The 18258-nt window shown below is 75.5% G+C and carries 11 protein-coding genes; 10 read left to right on the forward strand and 1 reads right to left on the reverse strand.

Features of this window, described 5'->3' with window-relative positions:
* Nucleotides 1–121 precede the first annotated feature (121 nt).
* From KC207_RS04875 to KC207_RS04920, 10 genes are all read left to right on the forward strand, one after another.
* The gene (locus KC207_RS04875; protein WP_211601775.1) at nucleotides 122–1621 is read left to right on the forward strand and encodes an FHA domain-containing protein; all 1500 of its coding nucleotides are present in this window, start codon (nucleotides 122–124) and stop codon (nucleotides 1619–1621) included.
* Nucleotides 1618–3075 carry a serine/threonine-protein kinase gene (locus KC207_RS04880; protein WP_211601776.1) on the forward strand — a complete coding sequence of 486 codons (1458 nt, stop codon included), beginning with the start codon at nucleotides 1618–1620 and terminating at the stop codon, nucleotides 3073–3075. Before KC207_RS04875 ends, KC207_RS04880 begins: the two co-directional genes overlap by 4 nt.
* A 55-nt stretch (nucleotides 3076–3130) precedes the next feature.
* Nucleotides 3131–3829, forward strand: a complete 699-nt coding sequence (locus KC207_RS04885) for an FHA domain-containing protein (protein WP_211601777.1) — start codon at nucleotides 3131–3133, stop codon at nucleotides 3827–3829.
* 312 nt (nucleotides 3830–4141) lie between these two features.
* Nucleotides 4142–10495, forward strand: coding sequence for an Ig-like domain-containing protein (locus tag KC207_RS04890; protein WP_211601778.1), 6354 nt, complete (start codon nucleotides 4142–4144; stop codon nucleotides 10493–10495).
* Between the two features lie 48 nt (nucleotides 10496–10543).
* On the forward strand, nucleotides 10544–11515 hold the full coding sequence (locus tag KC207_RS04895; RefSeq protein WP_211601779.1) for an AAA family ATPase: 972 nt from the start codon (nucleotides 10544–10546) through the stop codon (nucleotides 11513–11515).
* A gap of 209 nt (nucleotides 11516–11724) precedes the next feature.
* A complete protein-coding gene (locus tag KC207_RS04900) occupies nucleotides 11725–13128 on the forward strand; it encodes a DUF58 domain-containing protein (RefSeq protein WP_249138565.1) in 1404 nt (467 codons plus the stop codon).
* On the forward strand, nucleotides 13125–15632 hold the full coding sequence (locus tag KC207_RS04905) for a transglutaminase-like domain-containing protein (RefSeq protein WP_211601781.1): 2508 nt from the start codon (nucleotides 13125–13127) through the stop codon (nucleotides 15630–15632). The genes KC207_RS04900 and KC207_RS04905 overlap by 4 nt, the downstream gene beginning before the upstream one ends.
* Nucleotides 15633–15755: 123 nt before the next feature.
* Nucleotides 15756–16400, forward strand: coding sequence for a hypothetical protein (locus KC207_RS04910; protein ID WP_211601782.1), 645 nt, complete (start codon nucleotides 15756–15758; stop codon nucleotides 16398–16400).
* A 7-nt stretch (nucleotides 16401–16407) separates the two neighbouring features.
* Nucleotides 16408–17103: a prepilin peptidase gene (locus tag KC207_RS04915; RefSeq protein ID WP_211601783.1), complete on the forward strand. Its 696-nt coding sequence runs from the start codon at nucleotides 16408–16410 to the stop codon at nucleotides 17101–17103.
* Nucleotides 17100–17465 carry a DUF192 domain-containing protein gene (locus KC207_RS04920; protein WP_211601784.1) on the forward strand — a complete coding sequence of 122 codons (366 nt, stop codon included), beginning with the start codon at nucleotides 17100–17102 and terminating at the stop codon, nucleotides 17463–17465. The genes KC207_RS04915 and KC207_RS04920 overlap by 4 nt, the downstream gene beginning before the upstream one ends.
* A gap of 200 nt (nucleotides 17466–17665) precedes the next feature.
* Here the strand turns inward: KC207_RS04920 and KC207_RS04925 are convergent, their stop codons facing one another.
* Nucleotides 17666–18238: a hypothetical protein gene (locus KC207_RS04925; protein WP_211601785.1), complete on the reverse strand. Its 573-nt coding sequence runs from the start codon at nucleotides 18236–18238 to the stop codon at nucleotides 17666–17668.
* Nucleotides 18239–18258: the final 20 nt, after the last annotated feature.

Here is an 18258-nt window from a genome sequence, read left to right on the forward strand (position 1 = left end):
GGAGCGGCGGGGATGGGCACACCGGCCCTCGCGTGTCGGACGCGCCAGTACCCTGGGCACGGACGGGCCCGGTGGTCCGGGAACCGCGACACGTGGACGACGACGGACGGGAGGGGACTCGGTGACGACGGTCCGCAGCGCGGCGCACCCCGGTTTCGTGGAGGTCACCGCCCCCGGGCTCACGGCGGTCGTCGAGGTCCCCGACCGTCATCGCGAGGCCCTGACGGCCGCGGCCCAGGACGGCCTCGTCGCCCTCCTGGACCTCCTGTGCTCCCGCGGCCTCGTCGTCATGCCGGCCTTCGCCGTCGTCGAGACGTCCGAGGGCCGGGCCCGCGCGGTCGTCCGCGGCGGCTGCCGGGTCCTCGTCGACGGCGGCGACGCCGTGACCTCGCAGGACCGGACCCCGTGGCGCGACGTGGACCTCGAGCCCGGCGGTGTGCTCACCGTCGCCGCCCCCGAGCCCGAGGTGCCGCGGGGCTGGCGCCGTCCGGCCCGTCTGCGCGGTGGCGAGTCCGCCGCCGTTGCTGCGGCGACGGGCGCGGCGGCGGTGACCGATGGCGTGGACGACGAGCCGCCGGAGCCGAGCGGGTCCCGGCCCGAGCCGGTCGAGCAGGAGCCCACTGAGGCGGAAGCCGTCACCGCGGAGCCGGAGCCCGAGGAGCTGGTGCCCGAAGAGGGGCTCGACGTGCAGCCGGACGAGGGCTCCGTCGAGCCCGTCGCCGTCGAGCCCGCTGACGCGGAGGCGCCGGTCGCCGAGGCCGCGGACGACGCCGAGGCCGCGCCGCAGCCCGACCTCACCCTCCCGCCGCCCGAGGACTCGGCCGGCGCCCCACCCGTCGAGCGGGTCCCGGCCACCCCGCCCCCGGAGCGCTCCATCATCGACTCGGTCCCTTGGCGCCGGTCCGGGGACGACGCCGAGGACCGGGCCGCCGTGCCGCCGCCGCCGACCTCCACGCCGGAGCCGGTGCGGACGGCCGCCCTGCCCGTGCTCGAGGACCCGGACGCGTCGGCCCGGCCCGGGCCCGACCCGACCCGGACCCCCCGACCGGACCCGACCCCCGAGGCCGCCCCCGAGCCGGAGCCCAGCGGGGAGGCGTCTGCCCCCGAGGTGACGACCGCCCGCGCCGACCTGCCCCGCAGTGACGAGGACCTCGACCGTCCGGTCGTCCTCGCCGTCCTGTGCCCCGCGGGGCACCACTCGCCGCCGCACGCCGGCCGGTGCCGCACGTGCGGGCGCGAGATCCCCCCGCAGCAACCCGTCCCCGTCCCCCGGCCGCCGCTCGGCGTCCTGCGGATCAGCACCGGTGGGGTCGTCCCGCTGGACCGCGGTGTCCTGCTCGGGCGGGCGCCGCGGGTCAACGAGGAGCTGCCCCCGGCGCAGCGGCCGCACCTCGTGCGCGTCGGTGGCGTCGACCGCGACATCAGCCGCAACCACGCCGAGGTCGTCATCGAGGGGTGGCACGTCCTCGTGCGCGACCTCGGCTCGACGAACGGCACGACCGTCGCGCTGCCCGGCGAGGACCCGGTGCGGCTGCGTCCCACCGAGGACCACGGGATCGAGCCCGGCACCGTCGTCACCCTCGCCGACGAGGTCTCGCTGACCTTCGAGGTCGACGGGTGAGCACCGGCGCCCCCGAGATCCCCGGGGCGGAGTTCGTCCGGCCGCTCGGCTCCGGCGGCTACGCCGACGTCTACCTCTACGAGCAGCAGTCGCCGCGGATGAACGTCGCGGTCAAGGTGCTCAAGCGCCAGGGCCTCACGACGGCGATCCGGCGACAGTTCGTCGACGAGGCGAACACGATGGCGCAGCTCGCCGACCACCCCTTCATCGTCCAGGTCTTCCGCTCGGACCAGACGGCCGACGGCGGCGCCTACCTCGTCATGAAGTACTACCCGCCGCCGAACCTCGCGCAGCGGGCCCGGGCGGAGCGGATCTCCGTCGAGGAGGTGCTGCGCACCGGCATCCAGCTCGCCTCGGCGGTCGAGACGGCGCACCGGGCGGGCATCGTCCACCGCGACATCAAGCCCGCGAACGTCCTCATGAGCCAGTACGGCCAGCCAGGCCTCACCGACTTCGGGATCGCCGGACGGGGCGGGCACGCCGAGGACGTCGACGAGGACGTCGGTGTCTCCGTCCCGTGGTCGGCCCCGGAGGTGCTGTACGGGCAGAGCAACGGGGACGCCCGCAGCGACGTGTACTCCCTCGCCGCGACGCTGTGGCACGTCCTCGTCGGCCGCTCGCCGTTCGAGCAGCCGGGCGGGGACAACTCGGCGTACGCCCTCATGCCGCGGATCCGGGCGACGCCGGTGCCCGCGACCGGTCGTGCCGACGTCCCGGTGAGCCTCGAGCGGCTGCTCGCGCACGCGATGGCGAAGAACCCCGACGCCCGTCCGCAGACCGCGCTGGACCTGGCCCGCGCCCTCCAGGCCGTCGAGCAGGAGCAGCGCTTCGCCCGCACCTCGGTCGTCGTCCTCGACGAGGGCGGCAACGCCGCGGTGTCGGCGCTGCCCGGGGCGGGAGGGAGCGAGGACCACGACCGCACGAGCGTGCGAGCCGTCGCGGTGACCCCGAGGCCGGAGGCCGAGACCCGGGATGCGGGGCCGACGGACGCGCGCCGCGACGACGAGGACGCGCCGGCGACCATCGGCGGAGGAGTCGTCCTCGCCGTCGTCGCGGGGCTCGTCGCCGTGACCGCCGGGGTCCTCGTGTGGGCGCTCGGTGGGGACGACGACACCCCCGAGGCCCCGGTGGCGAACCCCACGGTGACCCGGACGGCGCCGCCGAGCCGGGCCGTCGACTACCCGGAGCAGCCGGCCATCGACGCCAGGACGAGCGAGGGGGCGGTGACCTTCTCGTGGAACTACGTCGGGGCCGCCGACGGCGACTTCTTCCAGCTGCGGGTCGCCGGGGACGAGGCCTCCGTCGAGGAGGCCCCCGTCGTCACGGTGACCGACGAGCGCCGCTACACGGCGGCCGTCGACCCCGGGGAGACGGTGTGCGCCCAGGTCGCGGTGTCCCGGGACAGCGGCATCACCTCGCCGCCGTCGTCGGTCCGCTGCGAGGTCGCGCCGTGACGTCGTCGTCGAACGCCGTGCCCGCGCCCGCGGGCCAGGACCCCCGGGGGGACGCATGGGAGTGACCGTCGAGTTCTGTGGCGAGCCGTTCGTCGCGCCGGAGGACCGGCCGCTGACGATCGGCCGCGTCGCCGACGTCGAGATCGACGACAACCCCTACCTGCACCGGGTCTTCCTCCAGGTGCACCACGAGCACGGGCTGTGGTGGCTGACGAACGTCGGGTCCACGCTCACCGCGACGGTCGCCGACCGCAAGGGGCTCTTCCAGGCCTGGCTCTCCCCGGGGGCGCGGATCCCGTTGGCGCTCGAGGCGTTCACGGTCTGGTTCACCGCCGGCCCGACGACCTACGACTTCGACGTCCTCGTGGAGGACACCCCCTTCGTGTCGGTCGAGACGGCGGCGGACCCCGAGCCCGAGGACTCCGTCGCCGAGACGACGGTCGGCCGGGTGTCGATGACCCCGGACCAGAAGCTGCTCGTCGTGGCACTCTGCGAGTCGTTCCTGCGCACGACGTACGCCGGTGGCGGCCAGATCCCGTCGTCCGCCGACGCCGCCGGCCGGTTGGGCTGGACGACGACGAAGTTCAACCGCAAGCTCGACAACGTGTGCCAGAAGCTCGCCGACGCCGGCACCCGCGGTCTGCACGGCGGACCGGGCAAGCTCGCGTCCAACCGCAAGCAGCGGCTCGTCGAGCACGCCCTGTCGACCCGGATGGTCACCGAGGCCGACCTCGCCCTCCTCCCCGACGACTGACGCCGGACGCCGGTGCCTCGATCGAGGTGTCCCCGCGCGAGGATCCGTGCGGTGATACCTCGACCCGACGGCTGCCGATGGGGCTCGAGGTGCTGCGGCGCGGGTTCCCGTGCGCTGACACCTCGACCCACCGGCAGAAGGTCCGTCGTCCGCCGGGCGGGGCCTCCGCCGCTCTGCGGTGGGCGGGGAGTGCTCCCCTCCCGTTGCGGCCCGCAGCCCGGTGTCCCGCGGTTACCCTGATCCGGCAGGCCCGCCCGGGGAGGTTCGGCGGGCCGACACCCCTGACCCGCACCACTTCCGAGGAGACCTGACGTGCGACCGGACCCGGCTCGGCGCGGTGGCAGGGCCGCGTCCGGTGCGCGTCGCCGGGTCGCGAGCCTCGTCACCGTCGTCCTCGTCGCCTCCGGTCTCGGCTACGCCGCCGTCGCGAGCCAGGGCACGACCGTCCACGAGACCGAGCTCGACGACGCGGGTGTCTGGGTCAGCTCCGGGGTGCAGGCGAAGTTCGCCAAGGCCAACGTCCCCGTCGGCCAGCTCGACACCGGTGTCGCGACGGACGTCCCGACCGGCAGCGGGCTCGACGTCCTCCAGGACGGGGCGAGCGTCCTCGGCCTCTCGACGGGCACCGGCTCCCTCTTCCCCATCGACGTCCGCACCTCGACCGCCGCCGACGCCGTGGCGACCGTCGAGCCGGGCGCCGGCGACGACACCGTGTTCGCCCCCCGCAACGTCGACCTGCGGGGCGGCACCGTCGCGATGCTCGCGCGCGAGAGCGGCGAGCTCTTCGCCCAGCGTGTCGACCCCCGGACCGGGACGGACTCCTTCGGCGGCCTGGCCGTCGGCGCCGAGCCGGTCGCCGAGATCGGCGGCGCCGGCGCGGTGACGGTCGGGCTCGACGGTGCCGTGCGCGCGGTGTCGGGCGAGGACGGCACGGTGACGACGCTGACCCCGACGACGGCCGGCTTCGGCGCCCCCACCGTCGTCGAGACCGCGCTGCGAACCGCCGTCCCGGACATCACCGTCGTCGGCTCGACGTGGGTCGCCTACGACGCCGCGACGGACACCCTCTTCACCGAGGACCGGCCCGACGGGTTCCCGGCGCAGGCGCTCGCCGGCGACGGGGACACGCTCGCGGCGCTCCAGCAGCCGGGCCCGGACGCCGAGGCGGTCGTCCTGCAGACCGTGGGCCGGGCCGTGCCCGTCCCGCTGGGCGACGGGGACCGGGTCGGGGGCGTCGTCGTCGGCGAGCAGGTCGACCGCGTGCCGGGAGCGACCCTCGTGAGCCGCCCGGTCGTGCTCGACGGGTGCCTCCACGCGGCGTGGGCCGAGCAGGGGCAGGTCTTCTACGGCGCGAACTGCGGACGCGTCGAGCCGCAGCCGACGGCCACCCTCCCCGCGGAGGGGTCCGAGCCGACGCGCGACGGCGTGGCCTTCCGGGTCAACCGCGGCCTCGTCGTCCTCAACGACCTCGACAACGGCGGCGTCTGGGACCTCACCGACCAGCCGGTGAAGATCGACGACTGGGACGCCCTCACCCCGCCGACGCAGCAGGACGACGACAACGAGAAGGAGGACGAGAACCTCCTCGACGAGGCCGTCCTCGAGCAACCGCCGACCGCCGAGCCGGACGAGACGACCGTGCGGCCGGGCCGCACGAGCAAGCTGCACGTCCTGGACAACGACACCGATGTCGCCGGGTCGGTCCTCTCGATCGACCAGCGCGACGTGTCGGCCCCGACGATGGAGGGGGTCACCGCCACCGTCTCGGCCGACGGCCAGGCGGTCGACGTGTCGGTGCCCGAGGGCACCGAGGGGCAGTCGTTCGAGTTCCGGTACAAGGTGAACAACGGCGCGACCGTCTCGGAGCAGGACGCCCGGGTCGCGGTCCGCATCGTCCCGGACGAGGTCAACGGCCCGCCCCGGCTGCGGCCCGGCGCAGAGCTCACCGCCGCCGACTACCCCGTCATCGCCGGCAAGCGGCTGTCCGTGCCGGTCCTCGCGGACTGGCGCGACCCGGAGAACGACATCCTCGCCGCGCGCGCCGACCGCGAGGGAAGCGTCGTCGACGGTGCGGGCCGGGTCACCCTCACCGCCCCCACCGAGACCGGGCTCCAGCCGGTCGCCTACGTCGTCACCGACGGGCGGGGCGGCTCCACCGAGGGCACCGTGCGCGCCCGCGTGCTCGAGGCCGGCGGCGAGGACGACTTCGTCCCGCCGACGACGCAGCCGGACGCGGTCCGCGGGGTCGTCGGCAAGCCGCTCCAGGTCGACCCGCTCGGCAACGACATCGCCGGCGCCGACCCCGCGGAGCCCGACGCCTCGCTGGCCCTGCGCTCGGAGGTCCGGCCGGTCGGGCCGCTCCAGGTCGACACCGACCTCGCCACCGGCACCGTGACCGTGACCGGCAGCGCCCCCGGCACCTACGAGCTCGGCTACTCGGCGGTGACCGGCGCCGGCGCCGCCCCCGGCCGGATCCGGGTCGACATCGTGGAGCCGCCCGAGGGGGCCCCACCGGTCTCGGTGCCCGACAGCGCGACGCTCAACGACCAAGCTCCGGCGATGGTCGACGTCCTCGCGAACGACTACTCGCCGCGCGGTGACGTCCTCGTCACGGCGTCCGTCGAGTCCGACGGCGGCTCGGAGTGGATCCAGCCCTCGATCTACCAGGGACGCTGGGTCCGCCTCGAGGCCCGCGAGCCCACCCCGACCGGCGCGGACCGCCGGGGCACGGTCCGCTACACCGTGAGCGACGGCTCGCAGCGGGTCACCGGTGAGGTGTCGGTCCTGCAGCAGGCCGCCCTCGAGGACGCCGTCCCGATCGTCGAGGACGACGAGGCCGTCGTCCGCGAGGGCGACACGGTCTCGGTGCCCGTCCTCGACAACGACACGATGGCCGACGGCATCCCGCTGCGCCTCGACCCGGGCAGCGTGCGGGTCGTCAGCGAGGACGACGAGCAGCGGGCCTTCGCCAGCGGCAACGTCATCCGCTACGTCCCCGAGCACACCGGCCTCGTCACCGACCGGTTCGTGACGATCGAGTACGCCGCGTACGCCGAGGGGTTCAAGGAGCGCGCGCAGTCGGCCCGGGTCCGGGTCCAGGTGACGCCCCTGCCAAGCGCCCAGCGGGTCAACCAGGCCCCCGTCGCCCGCAGCTTCACCGCCACCGTCACGGCGGGCGACCCGCTGACGATGACCGTGCCGACCTTCGGGGTCGACGCCGACGGCGACTCGGTGACCGTCACCGGGGTGGTCGGCGCCGAGGGCGGGCCCGTCGACCTCACCCACGGACGGGTCGTCGGCATCGGCCCGACGACGATCCGCTACGAGGCCTTCCCGCTCGCGGCGGGCACCGAGGTCATCACGTACGAGGTGCGCGACCGGTTCGGCGCGACGAGCCGGGCCTACGTCCGGGTCGGCGTCGTCCAGCCCGGCGACCCGCAGCCCCCGGTCGCCGTGCCCGACGAGGTCTTCGCCGCGCCGGGCAAGACGGTGACGGTGCGCCCGCTCGCCAACGACCTCATCGCCCGCGGCGACGTCGTCGAGGTCGAGACCGACACCCTCAACTCGGCCGAGACGATGGAGCAGTGGGACGTCGACGAGGACCACGTCGTGACGACCGAGGTCCCCGACGACACGACGCGGTTGCACCAGATGGTCTACGGGATCGGCAACGGCCTCTTCGACCCCTCCCGCGCGAGCATCCTCGTCCGCCCGGTGCCCGGCTACGAGAACCCGCCGGTCGCGAACGACGACGTCGCCGCGTTCGAGGCCGGCGAGACCTCGGCGCTCGTCGACGTCCTCGCCAACGACACCGACGTCGACTCCGACCCCGCGACGCTGCGGGTCGTCGACGTGCTCTCGCCGGACGCCGCCCTCGACCCCGCGACGGGTCAGGTGCGCGTGCAGGTCCTGGACCGTCCGTACTCCGTGCCGTACGTCATCGAGGACGAGGACGGCCTGCGGGCGATGGCCCTCGTCCACGTGCCGACCGGGGCGGACGGACAGCCCTTCGTCGTCCCGGGGACGCTCGTCGAGATGGACCAGGACTCCAGCGAGACCGTCGCCCTCAACGACCACGTCCGCTCGCCGCGCGACCGCCCCGTCTCGGTGACGGCCGCCGACACCGTGTCGGCCTCGCCGGCCGAGAACCTCGAGGTGACCCTCACCGACAACCAGACCCTCGAGCTCACCTCGAGCAACGGGTACGTCGGCCCGGCGGCGGTCATGCTCGAGGTCACCGACCAGACCGAGCTCGACCAGACCGACGTCGGGACGGCCTACGTGTCGATCCCCATGCAGATCGGCCCGAAGGTCCCGCTCCTGCGTTGTCCCGACGGGGCCGTCACCCTCACCGCGGGCGGCCTGCCCCGGCGGGTGGACATCCCGACGTTCTGCCACGCCTGGGTCCCCGTCGGGATGACGCTCGACGACGTCGAGTTCGAGACGAGCTGGACCGAGGAGCCGGACGCCAACCTGTCCGTCGACGGTCCCGGCGGCCGGCTGCTCACCCTGTCCGCCGACGCGGGCGCCCGGTCCTCGACGGGCGCGCTCGCCGTGTCGTCCCCGGGGATGGACGAGGCGTCGGCCATCGCGGTCCGGGTCGTCGGGCGCGGGGACGAGAAGGCGGAGGACGACGGCGGGTCCGAGGACGAGGACGAGTCGCCGCTGCCGCCCGCGAGCGTCCGGCCGATCTCGGTCACCGGGCTCACCGAGGGCGACACCGTCACGGTCGACGTCCGCCCCTACCTCGACTCGCCGCTGCCCGACCCGTCGTGCACCGTCACCGGCGCCGCGGTCGAGTCCGGCGAGGGGATCACCGCGAGCGCCTCCGGGTGCGAGGTCACCCTCACCGCGGGCGAGCGGCCCTCGCTCGAGGCCCGAGTCGGCATCACCGTCGTCGACGGTCCGGACCGCCAGGCGGTGCCGGGGCGGATCGCCGTGACGCTCCTCGGTCGCCCCTCCGTGCCGCAGCAGGTCGGTGCGGTCGCCGACCGCGACGCCGGCGGCCAGGCCCGGGTCTCGTGGCTGCCTCCGGAGTACGACGGCGGGTCGGCGGTCACCGCGTACACGGTCCGCTGGACCGGGGGCGGAACCGGCACGCGACGCTGCTCGGCCTCGCCCTGCACCGTCCAGGGCCTGACGAACGGCGAGGACTACCGCTTCACCGTCGCCGCCGTCAACGGCGTCGGCGAGGGCGAGGAGTCGGCGCCGACCCCCGCCGTCCGACCGGACAAGCTGCCGGAGCGGGTCACCGGCGTCCGGATGGTCGACCGCGGCGACGGCACCCTGACGATCGGCTGGGACGAGCCGGTCAACGAGGGCAGCGCCATCTCGAAGTACGTCGTGCGGCTCATCTCCTCGGACGGGGACACCGTCACCGAGGACGTCCCCGCCTCCACCCGGCGCCGGACCGTCGGCGGCCTCGACAACATGGCCGAGCAGGAGGTCCAGGTCCAGGCGTGGAACGAGCTGGGCGCCGGACCGTTCGGGCCGGCCGTGACGATGCAGTCGGCCGGCACGCCACCGGCGCTGCCCGCCCCGGACATCGCCGCGAGCGGTCCCGGGCCGGCGCGGGACTCGGCGACGCTCACGGTGTCGTGGCAGCAGGGCTCGCCGAACGGGCCGCCGACGAGCGGGTACACCCTCTACCAGTCGGTGGACGGCGGTGGCTGGACGCGGGTGCGCGACACCGCGCCGGACGTGCGGCAGGCCCGCGTCGTCATCCCCTACGACGGCCGGACCTACCGGTACGCCGCGACCCTGACGAACGGCGCGGACATCGAGGGGCCGCGCCGGAACAGCTCGTCGTTCACCTCGGTGGGCCAGCCGTCGAACCCGTCGGTGACGGCCAGGACCCCCGACAGCAACCGCCGCATCCAGCTCGTCGTCGGGGTCGGCCAGCCCCGCGCCGGGGGGTTCACCGCGATCCGCTGGCGGGGCGGCGGCCAGTCGGGCACGTACTCCTGCGGGTGCGCGCCCGGGTCGACGGTGCGCTTCGACGTCGGGCCGTTCGACACCAGCCCGACGAACAACCGGACGATCACCGTGTGGACCGTCAACTCCGGCGGCCAGGAGAGCAACCAGCGCTCGGACAGCGCGACGCCGTACGGCAACACGCTGACGCCGACCGGCTTCAACGGCTCCCGCAGCGGGGACCGGGTCACCTGGTCGTGGAACCTGCCGACGAACGGCCGGACCATCGACCAGGTGCAGCTTCAGGGCGCGGTGTCGGGGACCTACGGCGGCAACAAGACGAGCCAGTCGATCGACCGCGGTCCCGGCACGTACCGGCTGCGGGTGCGGTCGCACTCGGCGGCGGGCTGGTCCGGCTGGACGGCCTACCGCTCGGTCACGGTGCCGAACCCGCCGCCGCCTCCCCCGTCGGACCCGATCACGAACCTGCGGCCGAACGGCCCGACGAACGACTGCGGCAACTGCCGGGACATCCTGTGGAACGCCCCCGGCGTCCCGAACGGCACGTACACGATGCGCTGCTACCGCGGCGGCCGGTCCGACCCCTTCTACACGGGCCAGGCTCGCGTCGAGGGCGGGCGACGGGCGTCCGGCTACTGCGCCCTCGACCCCAACCTCAGCGACCGCGCCCGCATCGTGCTCGCCGGTGGCGGCCGGACCTACGACTCCGGCATGCAGCGCTGGTTCCCGTAGGACGACCGTGCCCCGCCGACCACCACCCCCGAGAGGAACCCACCACCGATGACCGTCACGAGCGACCAGGCCGCCTGGTTCTCCTCCACGTTCGGCGCGATGGTCGCCAACGTCGACAAGGCCGTGCTCGGCAAGGAGCACGTCGTCCGGCTCGCGCTCACGTGCATGCTCTCCGAGGGGCACCTGCTGCTCGAGGACTTCCCCGGCACGGGCAAGACGCAGCTGGCCCGGGCGATGGCGGGCACCGTCAAGGGCAGCAACTCGCGCATCCAGTTCACCCCGGACCTGCTCCCCTCGGACGTCACCGGCGTGACGATCTACGACCCGAACAGCAAGCGGTTCGAGTTCCACGAGGGCCCGGTCTTCGCGACGATCGTCCTCGCCGACGAGATCAACCGGGCCTCGCCGAAGACCCAGTCCGCCCTGCTCGAGGTCATGGAGGAGGGGCACGTGACGGTCGACCGGACCCGGCACTCCGTCGGTGAGCCGTTCATGGTCATCGCGACCCAGAACCCCATCGAGCAGGCCGGCACCTACCGGCTGCCCGAGGCCCAGCTCGACCGGTTCCTCATGAAGACGACGCTCGGCTACCCCGACCACGACGCGACGGTGCGGGTGCTGCGCGAGGCCAAGGTCCGCGACCGGACCCGGGCGCTCGAGCCGGTCGTCACGAGCGACGTCGTCAAGGACATGGCCGACCTCGCCGACGAGGTGCACGTCGACGACGCGATCCTCGACTACGTGTCGCGGATCGCCGAGGAGACCCGGCGGCACGTGAGCATCCGGCTCGGGCTGTCGGTCCGCGGCTGCCTCGCCTACGTCCGGTGCGCCAAGACGTGGGCCATCAGCCAGGGCCGCGACCACGTCGTCCCCGACGACGTCAAGCTCCTCGCCCAGCCGATCCTCGGCCACCGGCTCCTCGTCACCGCCGAAGCCCAGTTCGCGGGCATCACCGAGGCGCAGGTCGTCGACCAGATCCTCGCCGAGGTCGCTCCGCCCACGGAGCGCGTCCCGGCATGACCCCGCACCCCGGCCCCCCCGAGGACGCCGAGTCGACCGTGCGTCGCTCGGACCTCACGCCTGCGCCCGGACGCGCAGCGGAGCGGACGGCGGGGCCTGCGGCAGCGGACGACAGGTCTGCGACGGGGGGTGACGGCAGCGGGGCAGGCGGCCGACGTGCACGGGCCGACGGGTCGGGACGGGGGTCGCGGTCCCGGCGCGGGCGGGGCGTGCGGGTACGGCTGCCGCGCCTGCCCGCCCTCCGGCGCCCCGTCCCGCTCGAGACCCGACGGGGTGACGAGCGACGCGGCACCGTCCCGCGCGGCCGGACCGCACCGGTCGGCGACACCCGCACGATCACCCTGCCCCGGGTCCAGGTGCCGAGCGCCCTCACCGACACCGGCGCCCGCATCCTCGTCCTCACCAGCGAGCGGATCCGCCCGATCGCCGGGCGCACCCGTCCGGTCTGGCACCCCGTCGTCGAGGTGCTGCGGTGGGTCTCCGCGCTCGGCTGGACGGTGCTCGGCGTCGGTGTCCTCGCCTGGTGGCTCACCGCGACCTACGCATGGACCGAGCTGGCGGCCGTCGCGGTCACCTGCGTCGTCCTCGTCGCCGCGTGCGTACTGCTCGCGGTCGGCCGGGCCCGGGTCGAGATCGTCGCCGACGTCGACCCCGCCCGGGTGACGGTCGGCGACCCCGCGACCGGCCGGATCGCCGTGACGAACGTGGCCCGCACCCCGCTCCTGCCGCTGCTCGTCGAGCTGCCGGTCGGACGGACCGCAGCGCGGTTCACCCTCCCGGCGCTCGCGGCGGGGCGCACCCACGAGGAGCTCTTCGTCGTCCCCACCCACCGGCGCGGCGTCGTCGCGGTCGGCCCGGCGACGACGGTCCACGGCGACCCGCTCGGGGTCGTGCGCCGGGTCGTGGAGTGGACCGAGCGCACCGAGCTCGTCGTCCACCCGCGCACCACCGCGCTCGAGAGCCTCGGGGCCGGGCTGCTGCGCGACCTCGAGGGCGAGGTCACGCCCGACCTGTCGATGTCCGACCTCGCCTTCCACGCGCTGCGGGAGTACCAGCCGGGGGACGACCGTCGCTACATCCACTGGCGGTCCTCCGCCAAGCACGGCCGGCTGCTCGTCCGGCAGTTCCTCGACACCCGGCGCTCGCACCTGTCCGTCACCGTCGACACCGACCCCGGCGTCTACGCCGAGGGCCTCGACGGCGTCGAGCTCGGCATCGAGTGCGCGGCCTCGCTCGCCGTGCGCTCGATCCTCGACGAGCAGGACACGACCGTCGTCTGCCACGGCGAGTCGGCGTCCCGGACCACGGTCCCGCTCACCCTCGACGCCCTCGCCCGGGCGGAGGTCGGCGCCCACGACCTCCACACGGCGGTCGGGACGGCGGCCGGTCTCGCTCCCGACGCGAGCGTCGCCGTCCTCGTCACCGGCGTGGACCGGCCCTTCATCCAGGTGCAGCGGACCCTGGACCAGTTCGAGCCCGAGGTCGTCAAGGTCGCCCTCGTCGTCGACGCCGAGGTGCCCGTCGGCGTGCGCCGGCTCGGCCCGATCGTCGTCCTCCACGTCCGCGAGCTCCTCGACCTGCGGCGCGTCCTGTTCGCGGGGGCCCTCGCATGAGCGCCGCCGACCCCACCTCGAACCGCGCGACGGACGCCCCGGGCCTCGCCGACGCCCTGCGCGGCGGCCCCGCGCGACGGCGGACCCGACGCGACCCGGACGCCCCGTCGGTCCTCGCGCGGCTCGTCCCGGACCGGGACGGCCTCGTCGACATCGGGTTCGCGGCGGCGCTCGTGAGCATCGCCCTCGTCGGGATGCGCACCGGCTTCCTCGGCGCCGAGTGGGTGGTCGCCGCGTGGGCCGGCCTCGTCCTCGGCCTGCTCGTCGGGCACGTCGCGGCGACCCTGCGCTGGGCCGCCCTCACCGGCTTCCTCGTCCTCGCCGGCGTCTACTTCCTCCTCGGCGGCCCGCTCGCCGTCCGCGACTCCCTCGTCGCCGGGGTCCTCCCGACCCCGCAGACGGTCGCCGACCTCGCCGTGTGGGGCGTCGAGGGGTGGAAGCGCTGGCTCACCCTCCTGCCCCCGGTCGACGCCCGCGGTCCGGTGCTCGCCCTGCCGTGGCTCGCCGGGCTGCTCGGCGGGGCCCTCACCCTCGGCCTCGCCCGACGGTGGACCTCCGTCCCGCTCACCGCCGTGACGCCGGTCGCCCTGCTCGCGGCGTCCATCGCGTTCGGGACGACCCGTCCGGCCGCCCTGCTCGTGCAGGGCGTCGGGTTCGCGGCGGTGCTCGTCGGGTGGCTCGTCGTCCGCTCGCACCGTCTGCGCGCCCCGCTGCAGAACGGTGCGGGGCGACGTGCTCGCCTGCTCACCGGGGCGGCGCTCGCCGGCGGGGCGCTCCTCGCCGGTGGGCTCGCGACGCCGGTGCTCCCGGGTGCCGGGGACCCGGCGGCCCGCGACGTCGTCCGCACCCGCCTCGTGCCACCGCTCGAGGTCTCGCAGTTCGCGAGCCCCCTGCCGGGCTACCGGCAGTACACCGAGCCGAACGAGGCCGACCTCTACGAGGAGGAGGTGCTGCGCGTCGCCGGGCTGCCCGAGGGTGCCATGGTGCGCTTCGCGACCCTCGACCGCTACGACGGCCTCGTGTGGGGCGCCGCCGACCGCAGCGCCGACGGCGTCCCGTTCCAGCAGGTGGGGTCCCGGATCGCCGAGTCCGGGCCGGGGACCCCGGTCGAGGTGCAGGTCTCGGTGCCCGACGGCGGCTACTCCGGGACGTGGCTGCCCACGGTCGGGGAGCCCACGCGCATCGAGTTCGACGGACCGCGCGCCGACGACCTCGCCGACGCCCTGTGGCTCAACACCGCGACCGACACCGCCGTCGTGCCGGCCGGCCTGCTCGGCGGGGAGACGTACCGGATGAGCGCGATGCTCCCGCCGGCGCCCGCCGAGGAGCTGCCCGAGGACCTCGCCGTCGCGGGCGGGGCCTCGCTCGACGTCGACACCGACTTCCTCGACGCCCGCATCGACGCCTGGACGGCCCGGGCGGAGGGCGGCGCCTGGGGCCGCCTGCGCGCGGTCGCCGCCGCGATGCGCACCGAGGGGACCTACACCGACGGCGGCACCGCCGGGTCGGTCGAGAGCGTCTACCTCCCCGGGCACGCCGTCTCCCGGCTCACCCGCTTCGTCGGCTCGACGAAGCTGGCGGGCAACGACGAGCAGTACGCAGCGACCCTCGCCCTCGTCGGGCAACGGCTCGGCATCCCGACCCGGGTCGTCATGGGCGCCGAGCCACAGGCCGACGGCGTCGTCCGCGGCAAGGACGTCCACGCGTGGGTCGAGGTCCAGCAGGACGACGGGTCGTGGTTCCCGGTCGGCTGGGAGACCTTCGTCCCGAGCCGGGACAAGGCCCCGAGCGAGCAGCAGCTGCGGACCGAGGAGCAGCAGGTGGGCGCCCAGGTGCCGCCGCCCGCCGGGGTCAGCCCGCCGTCGGTGCTCCAGGGCCCCGACCAGGCGCAGAACGCCACCGACGTCGAACGACGGGAGCGCAACCCGCTCGACCCCACGCAGTGGGCGCTGTGGCTCCAGCTCCTCGCCGGCGTCGTCCTCCTGCTGCTGCTCGCGGCCGCGTACGTCGCCGTCGTCCGGTGGCTCAAGGCCCGGCGTCGGCGCCGGCACGCGAGCACGGGTCCCGTCCCCGCGCGGGCGGCCTGGGTCTGGCGCGACCTCGTCGCCGAGGCCCGGGCCGTCGGGGTCGACGTCCCCCGCGGGGTGACGCGCCGCGAGCAGGCCGACCACCTCGACGCCGCGGTCGCGCTCGCCGGGCGTCCCCGCACCCCGGACGGGGAGGCGGCCCGGGGCGTGGCCCTGCCCGACGGCGTCGTCCCGTCGGCGCAGGTCGCCGCGGGCGTCGACGCGGTCGTCTTCGGTCCCGGCGACGGCGACCCGACCCGCACGACGACGCTGTTCGACGACGCCGAGCGGGCGCGCCGCACCCTGCGGTCCGGGACCGGCCGGTGGGCCCGGCTGCGCTCCGACGCCGACCCGCGCCCGCTCCTCGCGCGCACCGAGCGGACCGGTCGGCGCCCCCGGCCGGCGTGGCGGTCCGTCCCCGTCCTCCGGCGCACCTGATCCCAGGGACCACGGTCCGCGCCCCAGCACCCGACCCGCGCGACGACGAACCGGCGTGCGGGCGTGTGCCGCCGGGCAGGTCGTGGCAGGGTTGCCCCGACCGCGCAGGCCAGGGGAGGACCGATGGAGCAGCCGCAGCACGTCGTGCGCCAGGGGCCCAGGACGTGGGTCGTCGTCGCGTTGACCCTCGCCGCCGTGCTCGTCGTGGCGCTCTCGTTCGTCGGGGGTCTCGTCACCGGCATCGCGATCGGCGGCTCCGGCACGGCCGCGCCGGCGCCCGTGCCCGACGGCGACCCCGGCGGCGATCCCGGCGGCGGCTCCGGCGGTGACGCCGGGGGAGGGAGCGGGACGGACGGTTCGATCGACCCGTGCGTCGTCGGCACCTGGCGCACCGTCGAGCAGACCGAGAGCGCCGACACCGAGCAGGGCCGGGTGACGATCTCGGGAGTCACCCGCACGCTGGAGTTCGCCGAGGACGGCACCGAGACCGTCACGTACGACGGCACCCCCGCCACCGTGACGACCGACGCCGGGGCCGGCGAGGCGGTGTTCGAGGGCACGGTCGTCTACCGGGCCTCGACCGCCGGCAGCACGATGTCCTTCGAGCTCGTGTCGGTCGACGGCACGCTCACGGTGTCCGCCGGGGACGGGGAGCCCGAGACCCAGGAGCTCCAGCCCGGCACCGGCGACGTGTCCTACACGTGCAGCGAGGACCGGCTGACCCAGGAGTCGCCCGGCTTCCGCTCCGTCCTCGAGCGCGTCCCCTGAGACCGCCGTGACGCCCCCCGTCCTCGCTGGCCTCGGGCTGGCCCTCGGCGCGGCCCTGGCACCGGTGCTGCGCCGCGTCCTCGACCGCCGTGGGTACCGGTACCCCGACGAGGCCCACCTGCCGCATCGCGACACCCGGTGGGTCCTCCTCGTCCTCCCCGTCGCGCTCGCGCTCGTCCTCGCCGCCCGGGTCCCCACGGACGCCGCCCTCGGCGTCCTGCTCGCCGCCGCCGTCCCCTTCCTCGTCGCCGTCTCGGCCATCGACCTCGACACCCGACGCCTCCCGGACCGCTGGGTCGGGCCGGGGGTGCTCACCGGACTCCTGGGCCTCGTCGTCGTCGCGCTGATCCGCGGCACGCTCGACCCGCTCGTGGCGGGCGTCCTCGGGGCCCTGGCCCTCGGCGGCTTCTACCTCCTCAACGTCGTCGTCGGGGCGAGCATCGGCGCGGGCGACGGCATGGGGCTCGGCGACGCCAAGCTCGCCGTCCTCCTCGGTCTGCTCCTCGGGCCGCTGTCCTGGACCCACGTCGTCGTCGCCACGGTCCTCGCGTTCGTCCTCGCCGGGGTGCAGGCGCTGTGGATGGTCCTCGCCCGGGGGGCGGGACGTCGCTCCAGCCTGGCGTTCGGGCCGCACATGGCGCTCGGGACCGTCCTCGTCCTCGCGGCCCCTGGGGTCGGGGCGCTCGTGGGGGCCGGCCGATGACGGCGCCGGACCGCCCCCGCTTCGGCCCCGGACCGGCCCGCCTGCTCGTCGACGGGCGGGACGTGGCGGCCCTCGCGGTCGCCGACACCCGGGCGAGCCGGAACCGCGGACTGCTCGGGACGAGCGCGGTCGACGGCGCGCTGTGGATCACGAAGTGCCCGACCGTGCACATGGTGGGGATGCGCTACCCCATCGACGTCGCCGTGCTCGACCGCCGCGGTCGGGTGCTGAAGGTCGCCACCCTGCGGCCCTGGACCGGCATGACGTGGCCGCGGCTGCGCGCGTCGGTGACGGTCGAGGCGGCGGCGGGGTCGATGGAGGCCTGGCAGGTCCGCCGCGGGTCGGTGCTCGAGGTCGGCTGAGCGGCCCTGCGGGCGTGGGGTGCCGGGGGTGTCCTGGGGCTCGTGGGGCGCACGGAACGGGTGCGGTGGGGCCCAGGACTCTGGGCCCCACTTTTGGGACCGCAGCCCCACACCCGCGGGCGTCGGCGCGGTTAGCGTGGCCGCATGCACTGCGTGGGGTCCCGGGTCCGGCAGGGCCCGCGGACCGTCCGCGGGCCGGGTCAGCCGAGCCCGCGCCGCAGGCCCCTGGCCCTGGGGTCGAACAGGGCCGCGAGCCCGAGGAGGGCCACCCCGGCCACGACGATCGACAGCGGGTACCGCGAGGGCCCGGCGTTCGTCGGGAGCACCCAGACGACCGCGTCCTGCATGACGGGCCCGTCGCACATCACGCGGTCCGTCGACGCCGTCGGGCCGACGACGGCGACCGGCTCGAGCGAGACCTGGTCGACGACCCGGGTGCCCAGCTGCCGGGGGTCCGCCGGCGAGCGCAGCGGCGCCGACCCCTCCCGAGTGAAGCGGGTGCAGCCGAGCGCCTCCGGGGCGGGCACGGTCCCGTCGCGCAGGGCCGCCGCGAAGACGGTCGAGCCGGCGTCGAACCACGGGGTCGCGCCGACGAGCGTCGTCTCGCCGGGCAGCAGCTGCTGCGGGGTCGGGCGGTCCATCGACCACGCGACGGTCCCGACGCCGATGGCCCCGAGCCCGAGGACGGCGCACACGGCCGCCAGCACGAGCGAGATGCTGTGCGAGCGACGGCTGTTCGTGCGTCGTCGGGGCCGGTGTCTTTTCTTCGCCATTCTCGTCATCGCTGTCAGGG

The sequence above is a fragment of the Phycicoccus avicenniae genome, assembly GCF_018139485.1.
Lineage (GTDB): Bacteria > Actinomycetota > Actinomycetes > Actinomycetales > Dermatophilaceae > Phycicoccus > Phycicoccus avicenniae.

Coding starts and splice junctions, on each gene's coding strand:
- KC207_RS04885 (WP_211601777.1), top strand. CDS start 3,131: ATGGGAGTGACCGTCGAGTTCTGTGGCGAGCCGTTCGTCGCGCCGGAG.
- KC207_RS04895 (WP_211601779.1), top strand. CDS start 10,544: ATGACCGTCACGAGCGACCAGGCCGCCTGGTTCTCCTCCACGTTCGGC.
- KC207_RS04905 (WP_211601781.1), top strand. CDS start 13,125: ATGAGCGCCGCCGACCCCACCTCGAACCGCGCGACGGACGCCCCGGGC.
- KC207_RS04910 (WP_211601782.1), top strand. CDS start 15,756: ATGGAGCAGCCGCAGCACGTCGTGCGCCAGGGGCCCAGGACGTGGGTC.
- KC207_RS04920 (WP_211601784.1), top strand. CDS start 17,100: ATGACGGCGCCGGACCGCCCCCGCTTCGGCCCCGGACCGGCCCGCCTG.
- KC207_RS04925 (WP_211601785.1), bottom strand. CDS start 18,238: ATGGCGAAGAAAAGACACCGGCCCCGACGACGCACGAACAGCCGTCGC.